The sequence below is a fragment of the Enterococcus sp. MSG3290 genome (assembly GCF_050555565.1).
Lineage (GTDB): Bacteria > Bacillota > Bacilli > Lactobacillales > Enterococcaceae > Enterococcus_B > Enterococcus_B faecium.
The window spans coordinates 95,783-110,669 of sequence record NZ_CP187862.1 but is presented as its reverse complement, the minus strand read 5'-3'; the positions used below and the strand labels follow the sequence as shown (position 1 = coordinate 110,669).

Here is a 14,887-nt window from a genome sequence, read left to right as displayed (position 1 = left end):
AATAAACATTCGCTGATTATTTTCCACAAAAAAAGCAGCATATCCACGATAAATGGATCTACTGCTCTTACTTATCCTTATGTTTTACAAGGTATTTTCTTTTACACATTACTAATGCTGTCTCAATACGGAACGATTGTCATCGCTTGTTCAAATTCCTCTTGCAAATGTTGTGTTTGATAGGCCTGAAAAGCTGGGTGATGGGCACGCAAGAGTACACGTAATTTCATAGGATCATAGCTGTCTAGCAACTGTTCTTTCAAGACAAAATCTCGGGTCAGCTGCCATTCATAATAATAACCAAAAGGTCTGCAGCTGTAAATCGTGTGACCGATGGATTTATCTTCAAAGCGACGATGCGTATGGCCAAAAACTACTTGTTTGATATTTGAATAACGGTCAAGTAATTCTCCGAATGATTCTGATCCTAAAAATGCATTTAATTTGTTCCAACGCTCATAAGGAGCAGATTGATACATGATAAATGCCCGTTTAGGAACGAAATGAGTGGATAAAATCACCTCAAGTTTTTTTGCTTCCAGCTGGTCTAGCAAATTTTTTGCAGCTGCAAGCATTTCTGCATTGACCTCGAGATCTGTTTTCCCACGCTGGATGAACCGATCATACCAATACAAACGCTTCATTCGTACGATTGCCTCGTAATCTTTCAATTCGGAAAACTGATAGTCGTACCAGCCATTCATCCCTAAAAGAACGGTCTGCTCATTTAAAGCAATATACCGTTCATTTAAAAAATGTGGGTCTGGAAAATGGTCCATCATCTGTTCATTGGGCACATCTGCCAACTCGTGATTGCCGAAATGAAATGTCGTAGATAATCCTTTATTGGCGAAAAATTCGACAACCGCTAGGCAGCGATCTACTTTATTAGCCGTATCTCCGGCTAGATGAAGCCGAGTGATTTTGTGCTTTTGCAAAACTTGCCAAAGCTGCATTAGCTCTGGTTCGCCGAATTTATTGATGTCCACATGTAGGTCGCTGATGATTGCCAAATTTCCCATTTTATCCCTCTAGTCTTTTCGAACAACTTGCAAGTTGCCTTTTCTCAAGCCGCTTGGTCCTTTTAATTGTAAACTATTATAAGTTGGTTCTAAAGCAAGTGTGGATGGATCATCCATGTAAAGTATTGCACTGTCTTTGATTTTGATTGGTCCAACTGGTGTATCAGCCACTACAGAATAAAGACTTAGATCTGTTTGTGTATCTTTTTTGACAATGATCAATCGAAATGCCGTGTCCAATTGGCAACTGACTTGGCTTTCTGCAAATGGACCGTCACCGTTTTCGATATCTAATAAAAGTTGATCGTCTGCTTCTAATTTATTCTTCAATACTTCTTGTGCTTCTTTTGTCACTTCTAATTTCATCTGTATCACCTCATGTCATAGAATAATCACTTTATTCATCAGATGCAACTAATTTGTCTGGTTCTGACTGTTCTCAATTTATTGGAAAGTAAGTCATTCGTTTATTATGATTTCTCTTATCACAAAAGAGACAACTTTCCCTTTTCTTCGTTCAGTTTCTTTAACGGAAAAAGACCCAAAAAGCAACCTGTTATTTGTTTAACCTTATTTCTTTCTTAAATAACAAAAAATACTATAAAAAATAAAAAACCTTTAACAACTATTGGAAAAAGAATTACTTTTTGTTCACGGATTATTAACAACTCTTCGGTAGAGTAAACTTATCAAATAAAAGACTTCTTTGGAGGAATCACTATGAAGGAATATATAAAAAACATCTATTTTATCGAAGAAACACAAAATATCGAGGGTTCTTATATTGAAGTAAAAACACTCTTTGTCAATGAAGATAAAACCAAAGCATTGGATATTTATAAAAAATTAGCTTCAAAAAAAACGAATAGTTTTGGATTGATATTAAGCGAGTATAAAATCAAAGCAGAAGAGAGTTATTTCTATCAATTATTAAAACGGTGGAGTAAGCTTCCCGCCGATTTTTATCGAAAAATGCAGATCATCAACTATCAACCGCTTGCTGAGACACATGCCTAAATAGAGGTTGTGAAATCAGTGCTTTGAGCTAATACCGAAGGTCAGCTGATTGAACATTGTTTAGAAGAGATTGTGACAACTGCGATTTGCTTTGAGTAATAAGAACGCTGGACAGTAAATAGCTTCTCATATTTTCTAGTCTAGTGGACTTATTGCCGAGAAGCAGCAGATGGAACATCGTTTAAAGAAGAGATTGTGACAACTACGATTTGCTTTAAGTAATAAGAACGCTGGACAGAAAATAGCTTCTCATATTTTCTAGTCTAGTGGACTTATTGCCGAGAAGCAGCAGATGGAACATCGTTTAAAGAAGAGATCGGTACAAAATAAAAATATCTAAATTTAAGTTTTATCTAAGTTTCGCTTTGTACCTTTGATTCAAATCAAAGGAGGCGATCTTGATGCTGAAAAAATGGATCACACTATTTTTTGCCACTCCCCATTCTAGAATCAACCCGTATGATGTAGAGAATGAATTCACGTTGAAAAAAGATTTCCCAAATAAATAAAAACCATCCGTAAAATCATCAATACGATTTTACGGATGGTTTTTGATAACTTCTTTGAGGATAGGCTCGTGCTATTTAAGAATGTAAGAAACATTATTGTTACATAGTATGAGAGTTTAATCCTCTGTTATTTATGCTATTTAAATGCTTGATTCACATCTTCGATCATCAGTTTCATTGATTCTAAACCGCCCCCGCTTAAATACCAGACATCTGGTTCAAGGGAGATGATCTGCTGATTTTTACCAGCATTCGTTTGTGCTACCAGTTCATTGGCAGAAATATCATCTTTGCTGTCGTCTCCACCAATAGCTTTTGTTCGGTCTACCACAAATAAGATATCCGGATTTTTTTCTAGCACATATTCATAAGAAACACTTTGACCGTGAGTGGATGCTTCGATTTGATCATCTGCTTGTTCAAAGCCAAATAAATCATGGATGAAACCGAATCTAGAACCAGATCCGTAGGCTGATAATTGCCCTTCATTCACAAGTGTGACTAGTGCTTTTTTGTCAGTAGCTTCTGCTTTCTTTTTCGTCTGATCGATTGCACTAGATAATTCCTCTAATTGAGTTTTAGCTTCTTCTTGCTTACCAAAGATCTCCCCTAAAGCAGTGACATTTTGCTGGAAAGATTCCCATGGATTTTTCGCATCTAAAGAAAGGAAAATGGTCGGAGCAATTTGACTTAGATCTTTTTGAAAATCTCTTTGCCGGCCAGAAATGATGATTAGATCTGGCTGAAGCTGATTAATTTTTTCTAAGTCTGGTTCTTTTATTCCACCTGCTGATTCTACTTTTTTATAGGATGAAAGATACTCAGGAAGGCTGCTTGTAGCTGCTCCAACTACCTTATCTCCAACACCAAGAGCATCCATCGTATCTAAAGAACCATTGTCGAATACGACGACTTTTTCAGGATTCTTTGGCACCTCGATTTGATCGCCATTACTGTCTTTTATCGTTAATGCCGTTTCAGCTTGCGTACTGCTTTTCTTTGTATCTGCCTGACTGGTGTTGTCACTATTTCCACATGCTGCTAAACCAAATGATGCTAGAATCAAGATACCTACTACTAATTTTTTCATCTCTTCTCTCCTAATGTTAGTTTTAGAAATAAAGACAGAATCTGCGACCTTCAATCTCACAAATTCGTATGTCCATTTCGTACAATTCGTCCAGTACATCTTTTTTTATCATTTCTTGGGTCGTTCCTTGCGTGAATAACTGCCCATCTTTCATTGCAATAATTTCGTCTGCATAACTTGCAGCAAAGTTGATATCATGAAGAACAATAACAATTGTTTTCCCGATTTCTTGTACTAATTTTTTTAAGATCTGCATGATTTGAACCGCAAAATTCATATCTAGATTGTTCAAAGGTTCATCCAGTAAAATATAATCCGTGTCTTGCGCTAGTACCATTGCAATATACGCACGTTGGAGTTGACCGCCTGAAAGAGTGTCAATCGATTGATCCGCTATTTCTTCTAACCCAAGGTGTTCCAGTGATTCCTGAACGATTTCCTCGTCTTTTGTCGTCAATTTTCCTTTCGTATAAGGAAATCGTCCAAATTCTACTAATTCTTTCACGGTGATTTGGACATTTATTTCATTCGATTGTCGTAGGATCGATAATTTTTTGGCTAATTCATTGGATTTCCAAGCCTTTACTTCGTTATGGTCTAAATAGATTTCACCTGTATCTTTTGGTATCAAACGACTGATCATCGACAACACCGTTGACTTTCCAGCACCATTTGGACCGATAAAAGCAGTCAACTTCTTTTCAGGAATCGTTAACTGTACATCTTTGACCACTGATTTTCCATGGTACAGTTTATTGACCTTTTGTAAATCAATCATAGGATCCTCTTCCTTTCGCGAATCAATTTTGTGACAAAATAAATTCCTCCGACAAATTCAACGACGACACTCACTGTTGTATTCCAGCCGAAAATCTGCTCTACTGCGAGCTGTCCTCCTGTCAGAAACAGCATAGCTACCAGAAAGCTTCCGATAAATAGCTGACCATGACGATAAGTAGAAAAGACACGATAACTGATATTTGCGACAATAAACCCTAAAAAAGTAACTGGACCCACAAGAGCCGTTGATGTCCCTGTCAAAAGACTGACACAACATAAAATCAAAAATTCAAAACGATCTGTGTCTATCCCGAGGTTTACTGCTTGTTCATTTCCGAGATGGAAAACGTCTAGCACATGTCGATATCGAAATAACAGGTACCAGCAGCCGATAATGATCAAAGAAGCAGGCAAAAGATACTGACTCTGGATATTGCCAAAGCTTGCAAATAATCTGCCTTGAAGCAAATCATATTCATTCGGATCCATGATGACTTGTAAAAAGGTACTGACACTACCAAAAAGCGTACCTAAAATCATCCCTGACATCAGTAATAAAAAAAGATTCGCTCTCATTTTTTTCAAAAGAAAGAAAAATAACAATAGACTCAGCCCGACCATCAGCCCAACGTTCAATAAGAAAAAAACTGTACCTGTCTGCTGAAGCATCGTCACTCCTCCGATAAAGAAGAAAAGGACCGTTTGGACAAGGACATATAACGACTCAAGTCCCAATACTGAAGGAGTCAAAAACTGGTTATGCGTAATTGTCTGAAAGCTGATTGTGGCACTGCTGACAGCTAGCGAGACGAGGATAAATGCAAAAATTTTCTTACTCCTCAATGCCCATGCAAAATGCCAGTTTCCATATGTATGGATCGTCAAGTACATTCCTGTAACAAATAAAACAAGAACAAGCATACCAATAAAAATAGATGGCTTTTTTTTAAGCATATCGTCGCCCCCTTATCAGAAGATAAAGGAAGATAGCCCCACCGATGATTCCAACGATCACACTGACTGGTATTTCATAAGGAAAAATCAACATGCGAGCGACAAGATCGCAAAATACTAAGAACAAACTACCTGCTAAAGCAGTTACGCCAATTGTTTTGTGCACTTGATCTCCATATATTCTAGAGACAAGATTCGGAATGATCACTCCGATAAAAGGAATGCTTCCTACCATGATCAACATGACTGCACTAGCCAATGATACTAAGCCAATGCCTAAAAACTGCATCTTCTGGTAATCTATTCCCAAATTTACTGCAAACGATTCGCCCAGACCAATGATCGTAAATCGGTAAGCAAATAGCCAAACCAAGAGCAACAATGGAACAACAGCATACAATAACTCATAATTTCCTCGTATCACAGTCGCAAAATTCCCTTGAAGCCATGAAGTCATATTTTGTACCAACTGGAATTGATAAGCAAAAAAAGTAGCAACTGAACCAATGATATTCCCTAACATGACTCCAATCAACGGAAGCATCAATTGATTTTTCTGGGGGAACAATCGCGTAAGGGATAAAAAAAGCAATGTTCCTGCAAAAGCAAAGCAAAATGCTGTCAAGGATCGGACAATCAAGGATGCACCAGGTAGGAAAATCATAGCCACTAAAATACCTAAACGCGCACTATCCATCGTGCCCGCAGTCGTTGGTGAAACAAATTTATTTTGGGTCAAATGTTGCATGATCAACCCACAAATACTACTGGTCGCTCCCACAAGGATCAAACAAATCGTTCGTGGCAAACGAGTCGCTAGCAAGATTTGTAAGCTTTGCCCATCTAACTGGAGCAGTTCTGACAATTGTACATTCGATACTCCGATGAACAATGAAATACTACTTAAAATAACTAATAATGCTACTAGTCGTCCGTAGCGCATCCAATCCACCTTTCTAATTGAGAATGATTTTCATTCTTATTTTAAGTGAATCGTTGAACAAAAGCAACCGCTTTTTCATATGTTTTAGGTATTATTGGGAATATGCTATAATCGTAAGAAAGACAAAGAGAAGAAGGAGGGTATTTTTTATGGCACAAGATGATGTAAAAAGCCATTTGGATAAGGGACTTTATGGTACACCTTTAGTGAATCCTGAAGAACAGCATAAATATTTAGGGACATTCAGGGAACGCTGCTATCTTAGTATGACTGTTGCTGAAATGATCCAACCAAAAAACAAAGAAAACTTTTTAAAAGAACTCAAAAAACATCCAGATGCTTCCATACTCTTGAATGGGGCTCTACCCCTTTCTGTCCAAAACCAATATATCCAGCTAGCAACGAAAAACAATAGCCGATTTACTGTAGTCAACGATTACGTCACTGCAAATCCTGAGGAATTCGGATTGCTCTTAACAGCAAAAGAAGCAGTAAATGAACCTGTGATTGATATCGAAAAAAAATACCCAGAAGAAAACTCTTCGCCAGCTGAAAAAGAAAAACCAAAAAAGAAAAAAAGCTTCTGGGATCGTTTATTTTAAAACGAAAAAACACATAAATTTTTACATGCAAAAAAAGCTTTTGATCAGATTGACATCAAATAGGACAATCTGTCAAAAGCTTTTTCTTTTAAAATACTTCAGGATATAACAATTTCAATACATTCATCGTCAATCTTCTGCCTTTTCCTGCAAAAGGATAAACATGCATATGCATCGCTGGATTGAAATTTGCTTCGATGATCCCATATGCTTTTTTATCAGTTGTAGGATCGATTTCTTTATCTGGTATAATCAAATCGATACCACTGATCTTAGCTCCTAGTGCTTCTACCGCAGAAACGGCGATTTTTTTGTAAGCTTCAGAAAATTCATCAGTCATATCGATCGAATCACCGCCCGTACTGATATTTGAGTTCTCCCTTAGATAAACAATTTGATTGGCTTGGGGAACTGATTCGATCGTTAACCCTTGTTCTTTCAACATCAATTGTTCTAATTCACCTAATTGGATCAATTCTAAAGGTGCACGATGATTCGTTCCACGCAAAGGGTCACTATTTTTTTCTTCAACAAGTTCTTTCACTGTTCGGATACCGTCACCAATAACATTAGCAGGGACTCGCAACATGATGGCTTGGACTTCTCCGTCGATCACAAAGAAACGATATTCCGTTCCCGGCATAAATTCTTCTACTAAAACCGAACTGTCTTCACGAAAAGCAATGGCTAAACCTGCTTGATAATCTTCTAGACTAGCTCCTTCTTTGAAAATGGTGATACCTAACCCGTAATTGGTTGATTTAGGTTTGATCACAAATGCCTGATCGGCAAATCTCGGATAAGCTTTTACCGCTTCTTCCATGGATGAAAATTCTGCGCCTCCTGGTACCCGGAACCCAGCTTCTTTTAAGACTTTTTTCGTTACTGTTTTGTTTTCCATGATAAGTGGGACGATATAGCTGTCCTTACTTGTCATGTTTGCATTTTTCACATATTCTACATGGTCTTGGAATTGCAGACGCAAAAATTGATCCGACTCATCTAATACTTTGACTTGGACACCTTTTTGGATGGCATCGAACATAAATATCTGAGTAGAAAGTTCCATTTCGCGAAAACCGGCCAACTGATAGGGACGTTCATGGCTTTCTTTATAATATTGATGTCCCAATGCCACAGCAACTTCTTGCTGACTCGATAGCTGTGCTTCTTGATAGAGTTTCGCTGCTAACGTTTGTTCAGGATGATCCATTTGAGTCAATGCTTCCTCTACTAAATAAAGAGAATCCAACCAATCCAATTCAACCAGCATTTGCTTCATCCCTTCAAGAATTTCTCTACCTTCTTGATGAAATTCTGTTTGATCTGATGGTTGTTCTAGTGCTACTTTGTTATTTCGAGTCGTACCTTCTGCTACCCATTGGTCACAGTCTTCTTTTTCTTCTGTCCATAACATGTACATCAGGAATAATTGTAAGAACCGAACTTGCTCTGGATTGATACCCAATCTTGCATAAGGATTCAAATCGATATTCCGCAATTCAATATAACGAACACCTGTTGTTGCTAAATCTGCGACTTTCTTTCCGCCTCGGAAACGAAGCGGTGTATAAAATTCTTTCTCCTCCGAAAGTTTCCCTTCTTCGATCATTCGCTCGATATCTGCTAAATACTGTTTCATAGAAGCATAGGAAACTTTCACATTTGGATGATTCGTATAGCCCAGCGCACTGTTGCGAATACTGCGAACAGGTTCTTGCGGATGTGATTCATCTAAAAAGTAGTTCTTCTCACTCATTGGTGAAGCACCGAATAAATAAGTGATCATCCAGCGATAGCGCATAAAGTTTCTCGCTGTTTTCAAATAAAGTTCTGTTTTGAATTCGGAAAAATCTTGAAATTCTTCCTGATGGCTGAACAATGTTCTTAGCAACTCATCGCCAAATTCAAAATTGAAATGAATACCGCTTACCATCTGTTTTCGCTTCCCGTATTCTTTTGCTAAATAACGTCGATACAAGACATCTTCGAAATTTTTTAATTTTGCAATAATGATCTCTTCGTCTTTTTCCGGTAAGGCAGGTGGCATACTTAATGGCCAGATCATCTCTTCTTTCGGTATAGAACGAGCAGTCACATCATAAACAGCAGCGAGATACTGAAATAATTCGGGAATAGAATCGGTAACAGGGGTGATCATCTCTGTTTGTGTTTCGCTAAAATCTGTTTGGATATAGGGGTGATAGGATCGATCGCCAAAGATTGCTGGATGATCGGTTTTTGCTAGATTTCCTGCAAGATCAACCCGCTGTCCTTCCCGTTCTATACCAAATCGAGCTTGGTCGATAAAAGGGCGCGCATTGACATGCAATAATAATTGCTTAAAATTCATCATTAAGTGACCTCCAATTCATATGAATCTAATTATAATCAAAAAGTCTAAGAAAAAGAACGAAATTGTTTGAGAACCGCTTACAAATAAGTATAAAAATGAAGGCATCAAAAACACAGCTATGTTAAAAACAATCATTCAAACAAGGAGCTGCAACTTTTGTCACAGCTCCTGCTTTTTAGACATGGGTTATTCTTCTTTTAGTAATCCTTTGAACAATCCAACGACAAAATCATTTGGATCAAACGGCTCCAAGTCATCGATTCCTTCACCAAGACCGACCAATTTCACTGGTAAATGCAATTCATTACGGATAGCAAGTACGATACCGCCCTTTGCTGTACCATCTAATTTTGTCAAAACAAGACCGGTCACATCTGTTGTTTCTTTGAATTGTTTTGCTTGAACCATCGCGTTTTGACCAGTGGTTGCATCTAATACAAGAAGTGTTTCTTGGGGTGCTTCTGGTAATTCCCGCTGGATTACTCGTTTTATTTTTTCTAATTCGTTCATCAAGTTCACTTTATTTTGCAGTCGGCCTGCAGTATCAACTAGTAAAACATCTGCCTGCTCTGTCTTTGCTCTTTCCAAAGCATCGAATACGACAGCTGCTGGATCGCCTCCTGCATTGCCACGAACAACTTCAACACCAGCGCGTTCGCCCCAGACAACTAACTGGTCGATTGCTCCAGCGCGGAAGGTATCTGCTGCTGCCATCAATACTTTTTTACCTTCGTTTTTGAACTGATGGGCAAGTTTACCAATACTTGTTGTTTTCCCTACACCATTAACACCGACAAACAAAATAACTGTTAGTCCGTCTTCTTGGATATTTAGTTCATTTACTTCATTGATTCCTTCCGCTTCATAGAGATCCACAAGTTTCTCGATGATCGCATTTTGGACTTCTGCCGATTTTTTCGCATTTCTGAGTTTCACTTCTTGACGTAATGCTTCGGTGATTCGTATCGCTGTTTCAAAACCTACATCTGCACCGATAAGTGTTTCTTCTAATTCTTCAAAAAAGTCTTCATCGACTGTTCGAAAATTGGCAAACAACTCATTCATCCGTTCACCAAATGTTTTACGCGTCTTTTCTAAACCCTTGTCGTACTTCTCCTGTACTTCAACTTCTTCTGTTTTCTCTTCGCCAGTAAAAGCACGCTTGATTTTATCAAAAAATCCCATTTGACTCCCCCCTACTCTAATACAAATTTTTGGATCACTTTGGCTACGCCATTTTCTTCATTGCTGGCTGTCACGAAATCTGCTGCTTCTTTGACGAAAGGCACAGCATTCTCCATCGCTACGCCTAGTCCAGCATATTGGATCATCGGTAAATCATTTTCCTCATCACCGATCGCCATGATTTCTTCTTGTTTCAAACCAAGATCTTTTGCCAATAAAGAAATACCATAAGCTTTTGTAACACCTTTTGGCATAAATTCCAAAAGCATACTTCTTGTTTTGATGATCTCATACATTTCATGGAATTCTGCTGGTATTTCTTTGATTTTAGGATCTAATTCTTCTTGGTCATAAGCGATTACTGCCTTATTAAGCACAAATTCATCTGTAATATCGCTTATATCCGCTGGTTGGAATTGCAGCAGCTTATTCAACACATTGTACAAGGATTGCTTCCTTGGGGCACTAGGCAGCTGTAAAACCACATTGTCAGACAAAACATCTAGTGGCAGATCCAATTGCTGAGCCAGTTTGTATAAGCGTTGGATATCTGATACTTCCATCACTTTCTTTTCCATGATTTCACCAGTATCATTTTTTTGTACCAAACCGCCGTTGAAAGTGATGCTGTAGTCACCTTCATCTACCAGTCCTAATTCTTGCAGATAATGCGCCATCGCAGCTAAGGGGCGTCCTGTACATAGAACGATCTTGACCCCTTGCTGTTTTGCTTGTGCTAATGCTTGTTTATTCTCATCTGAAATCAGCTTTTGTTCATTTAATAATGTACCGTCCAAATCGATTGCTACTAATTTGATCATTTTCGTTCCTACACTTTCGTTTCGTTGATTTTCGCCTCTTCATTGATATCTTCCATCCGTACAGAAACGATTTTTGATACACCGGATTCCTGCATCGTCACTCCGTACAGTACATCTGCTGCGACCATCGTTCCTTTGCGGTGTGTGACTACGATAAATTGTGTGTCATCTTGGAAATCGCTCAAGTAACGACCAAAACGTTTCACGTTGGCTTCATCTAACGCTGCTTCTACCTCATCTAAGATACAAAACGGAACAGGACAGACACGGATAATGGAAAAGAGCAACGCGATGGCTGTAAGTGCTCGTTCTCCTCCAGAAAGCAAACTTAGACTTTGCAGTTTTTTGCCAGGAGGTTGTACTTCAATCTCAATACCTGTTTTCAGCAAATCAGTTGGTTCTGTCAGTACTAATTCAGCTTTACCGCCGCCAAACATATTTGGAAAGACAATTTTGAATTCTTGACGGATAGCTTCAAATACTTCTTTGAATCTTGTCCGCACTTCATCATCCATCTCATCCATCGTTTCAAACAATTGGTTTTTCGCTGCTAACAGATCATCTCGCTGTGTTGCTAAGAATGTATGTCTTTCACTGACTTGTTCGTATTGTTCGATTGAATTTAAGTTTACTGGTCCCAGTTTTTCAATCTGTTCTTTTAAGGATGAAACCTTTGTTCTACTGTCTTCGATATCGGTTGTTTCTTGATAGTCTTGGGAAGCTTTCTCAAATGTCAGCTGATATTCTGACTGCAGATAGGTCAAATGATTATCTAAAATCATTTCAGCTCGGTCTTTTTGGACTTCTAATTTGGATTGTTCCGACAGTCGTGCTTTTTGCTCACGATTACGCTCTGCCAAGACTGCTTCAAGCTTATCGATCTCCTTTTGCCTTCTATCTCGCTGCTCTTTGGCTTTTGCCAACTCGGCTTTTAATGTTTCTCGCTGAGCAGATAATTCGTTAATTTGTTTTTCCAAACTTTCTTCTGTGACTTCATGATCAGAAAAGTCTGCTGTCAATGTCGCCAACTGCTTTTCTATCGCTTCTTGACGTTCGGTTGCCTCTGCTTTTTGGACTCGGGCACCGCGGAGCTGGATCTGCAGATGATTAAACTGCTCTTTCAAGACAGCAAGATCTGCTTGTTCTTGTGCTTTTTGACTTTGTACTTGTGCTCTTCTGGCTTCCATCTGGTCGCTTTCTTGACTTAACGATTTGATTTCTTCGTCGATTTTTTGTCGTTGCGATTCAAGATCTGTTTGTTTGTCTTTCAATTCGTTCGTTTGCTTTTCGTAATCTTCGATAAACTGCTGCAGTTCACGTGTCTCAAAAGTTGAGATTTGCTTTTCTTTTTCAAAACGTTCAAGTTCATTTATGATGTTTTGTAGCTGATTTGTCGCTTCTTGTTCTTCAAAACGTAATTGTTCGCCTCGTGTACGCAAAACTTCTTGTTCTTCGGCTAAACGAGCTGTTTCTTGTTGCAGCTCCTGAACTTTTTTTTCTTGTGCTTGGAGTTGTTTATCTGCTTCTTCAAATTCACTAGTCAACTGTTTCAATTCTTGATTTTGTACAAACAAACTGCCTTGGTTTCCTCGTTTATTCGCTCCACCTGTCATGGATCCTCCGGCATTCATCACATCACCTTCTAAGGAAACCACTCGATATTGATAGCGGATCGTTTGCGCGATTGCATTGGCACTAGTTAAGTCTTTGGCTAAAAGGATCGTTCCTAGCAGGTTTTGAACCACAGTTTGGATTTGATCGGGATAACTGACTTGTTCACTGGCAATCCCTATAAACCCTTCTACAGCTGCTGCTTGTGTCAATATATGAGCCGGTAATTGTCTTGGTTTGATTGTCGTCAGTGGAAGGAATGTTGCTCTTCCTCCTCTTTGCTGTTTCAAATACGTGATGGCTTGCCGAGCATCTTTTTCATTTTCAACGATGACATGCTGGGCTGCCCCACCTAAAGCTGTTTCGATAGCTAACGTGAAATCTGCAGGAACATCGATCAGTTCAGCCACTGCTCCGACAATACCCGAAAGCTGCTGTTTATGCTGCAAGACCAATCGAACCCCTTGGTAAAAACCAAAATAGTTTTCTTGGATTTCTTGAAGGCTTTTCTTACGAGCACGTAGCTGCTGGACTTGATTCATTAATTGATACATTTTAGGCTGTTCTTTTGCTAATGCTTCTTGGAACTTTTTCCCGTTTTGTTGGATCATTTCTAACTTCTCTTTTGTTTCAGTTAAAGATGATTTTAGCTGCGCCTGCTTTTGTGTCAATTCTTCTTTTTGTAAGATCAATCGGTCTACTGATGCTTCTACTTCCGATTGCTTGGCTAACGTCTGCTTGCTTTTTGCTGTTTCTTGTATATATTGACGTTCTAGATACTTCAGTTCGTTTCCTACAGCTGCTTGTTCTTGCATCAAATCAACATATTGATCTCTTAATTCTGCCAATAATTCTTTCGTTGATTTTTGGTATTTTTCTAATTCTTGCTGTGTTTTTATGAGATTTGCTTCAGCTTTTTGGATCTCTGTTTCTTTTTCTGCTGCTTCTTTCAACAAGCTTTCTTGAAGCTTTTCAAAATGTTTAACCTTTTTTTGTGCTTCTGCTAATGAAGTGTGATATTCTTGCGAGCTTTTTTGTGTATGCTTTGTCCGCTCCTGCAAAACATCTTTTTGTCCTTCTGTCTGCTTCAGTTTTTCCGAAAGATCTAATAATACTTGCTGATTTTTTTCGATCAGACGATCGGCTTGCGCATTTTCTTTACGCTGCTTCGCCAAAATGGATTCTTGTTCTTGGATCGACTCAGATAGTTTGCCTAATTCTAGATTGAATTTCGCAAGCTGTGCTTGTTTGTTGTCCCAATCTTTTTTTGCTGTCTTGATTTCAGCAACCATCAAAGAGACATCGGTTTGAGTCAGTGTTTCTTTTAGCCGTAAAAACTCCTTTGCTGCCTCACTCTGGGCGGCCAAAGGAGTTAACTGTTCTTCCAATTCGTGGATGATGTCTTGGACGCGGCTGAGGTTGTCTTCTGTTTCAAAAAGCTTCTGTTCTGCTTTCTTTTTCCGCTGCTTGTATTTCAAGACACCAGCTGCTTCTTCAAAGATCCCACGACGGTCTTCCGGTTTACTACTGAAAATCGCTTCTACTTTTCCTTGAGAAATGATTGAGAACGATTCTTTTCCTAATCCAGAATCTAAGAACAATTCTTGGATATCTTTTAATCTGCAGCTTTGTTTATTGATGAAAAACTCGCTTTCCCCAGTCCGTCGATAACGGCGGGTTACACTGATCTCATTGTACTCCAATGGCAGATAATGATCACTATTGTCTAAAATCACTGTGACTTCTGCAATATTCAGCTGCTTACGGGTATCGGAACCGGCAAAGATGATATCCGGCATTTTTCCGCCTCGCAGACTTTTAGCAGATTGTTCTCCTAATACCCAGCGGATAGCTTCTGTAATATTGCTTTTTCCACTGCCATTTGGTCCAACCACTGCTGTGACGCTATTTTCAAAATCAATGACTGTCTTGTCTGCAAATGATTTAAAACCGGCTATTTCAATTCGTTTCAAATACAAAGCTTTCCCTCACTTACT

The 14,887-nt window shown here is 38.7% G+C and carries 12 protein-coding genes; 2 read left to right on the top strand and 10 right to left on the bottom strand.

The genetic code is table 11. The features are described 5' to 3' along the window. Positions 1-122: 122 nt before the first annotated feature. Both IGL31_RS00560 and IGL31_RS00555 read right to left on the bottom strand, forming a co-directional pair. On the bottom strand, positions 123-1,022 hold the full coding sequence (locus IGL31_RS00560; protein ID WP_002297454.1) for a metallophosphoesterase: 900 nt from the start codon (positions 1,020-1,022) through the stop codon (positions 123-125). 9 nt (positions 1,023-1,031) lie between these two features. Next, positions 1,032-1,388, bottom strand: a complete 357-nt coding sequence (locus tag IGL31_RS00555; protein ID WP_002287910.1) for an iron-sulfur cluster biosynthesis family protein — start codon at positions 1,386-1,388, stop codon at positions 1,032-1,034. 354 nt (positions 1,389-1,742) lie between these two features. Here IGL31_RS00555 and IGL31_RS00550 point away from each other — a divergent pair, with 354 nt between their 5' ends. Continuing rightward, positions 1,743-2,039 carry a phenylalanyl-tRNA synthetase subunit alpha gene (locus IGL31_RS00550; protein ID WP_002287909.1) on the top strand — a complete coding sequence of 99 codons (297 nt, stop codon included), beginning with the start codon at positions 1,743-1,745 and terminating at the stop codon, positions 2,037-2,039. A 645-nt stretch (positions 2,040-2,684) separates the two neighbouring features. Here the strand turns inward: IGL31_RS00550 and IGL31_RS00545 are convergent. From IGL31_RS00545 to IGL31_RS00530, 4 genes are read right to left on the bottom strand one after another with little or no spacing between them, the layout of a single operon-like run. After that, a complete protein-coding gene (locus IGL31_RS00545; RefSeq protein ID WP_002301160.1) occupies positions 2,685-3,638 on the bottom strand; it encodes a siderophore ABC transporter substrate-binding protein in 954 nt (317 codons plus the stop codon). Between the two features lie 22 nt (positions 3,639-3,660). Further along, on the bottom strand, positions 3,661-4,416 hold the full coding sequence (locus IGL31_RS00540; protein ID WP_002301162.1) for an ABC transporter ATP-binding protein: 756 nt from the start codon (positions 4,414-4,416) through the stop codon (positions 3,661-3,663). Beyond that, positions 4,413-5,372, bottom strand: coding sequence for an iron chelate uptake ABC transporter family permease subunit (locus IGL31_RS00535; RefSeq protein ID WP_086299940.1), 960 nt, complete (start codon positions 5,370-5,372; stop codon positions 4,413-4,415). The genes IGL31_RS00540 and IGL31_RS00535 overlap by 4 nt, the downstream gene beginning before the upstream one ends. Beyond that, the gene (locus IGL31_RS00530) at positions 5,365-6,315 is read right to left on the bottom strand and encodes an ABC transporter permease (RefSeq protein ID WP_086299941.1); all 951 of its coding nucleotides are present in this window, start codon (positions 6,313-6,315) and stop codon (positions 5,365-5,367) included. The genes IGL31_RS00535 and IGL31_RS00530 overlap by 8 nt, the downstream gene beginning before the upstream one ends. A gap of 149 nt (positions 6,316-6,464) precedes the next feature. Here IGL31_RS00530 and IGL31_RS00525 point away from each other — a divergent pair, with 149 nt between their 5' ends. Then, positions 6,465-6,917: a YueI family protein gene (locus IGL31_RS00525; RefSeq protein WP_002287902.1), complete on the top strand. Its 453-nt coding sequence runs from the start codon at positions 6,465-6,467 to the stop codon at positions 6,915-6,917. An 88-nt stretch (positions 6,918-7,005) separates the two neighbouring features. On the opposite strand, the gene gshAB is transcribed toward IGL31_RS00525, so the two are convergent. The 4 genes from gshAB to smc form a co-directional block, all read right to left on the bottom strand. After that, positions 7,006-9,273 (bottom strand): bifunctional glutamate--cysteine ligase GshA/glutathione synthetase GshB, encoded by a 2,268-nt coding sequence (gshAB, locus tag IGL31_RS00520; protein WP_002297785.1) that lies wholly within the window; start codon positions 9,271-9,273, stop codon positions 7,006-7,008. Between the two features lie 186 nt (positions 9,274-9,459). Further along, a complete protein-coding gene (gene ftsY, locus IGL31_RS00515; RefSeq protein WP_002287900.1) occupies positions 9,460-10,458 on the bottom strand; it encodes a signal recognition particle-docking protein FtsY in 999 nt (332 codons plus the stop codon). A gap of 11 nt (positions 10,459-10,469) precedes the next feature. Then, positions 10,470-11,279 (bottom strand): Cof-type HAD-IIB family hydrolase, encoded by an 810-nt coding sequence (locus IGL31_RS00510; protein ID WP_002287898.1) that lies wholly within the window; start codon positions 11,277-11,279, stop codon positions 10,470-10,472. An 8-nt stretch (positions 11,280-11,287) separates the two neighbouring features. Beyond that, on the bottom strand, positions 11,288-14,869 hold the full coding sequence (gene smc, locus IGL31_RS00505) for a chromosome segregation protein SMC (protein ID WP_086299942.1): 3,582 nt from the start codon (positions 14,867-14,869) through the stop codon (positions 11,288-11,290). Between the last annotated feature and the right edge of the window lie 18 nt (positions 14,870-14,887).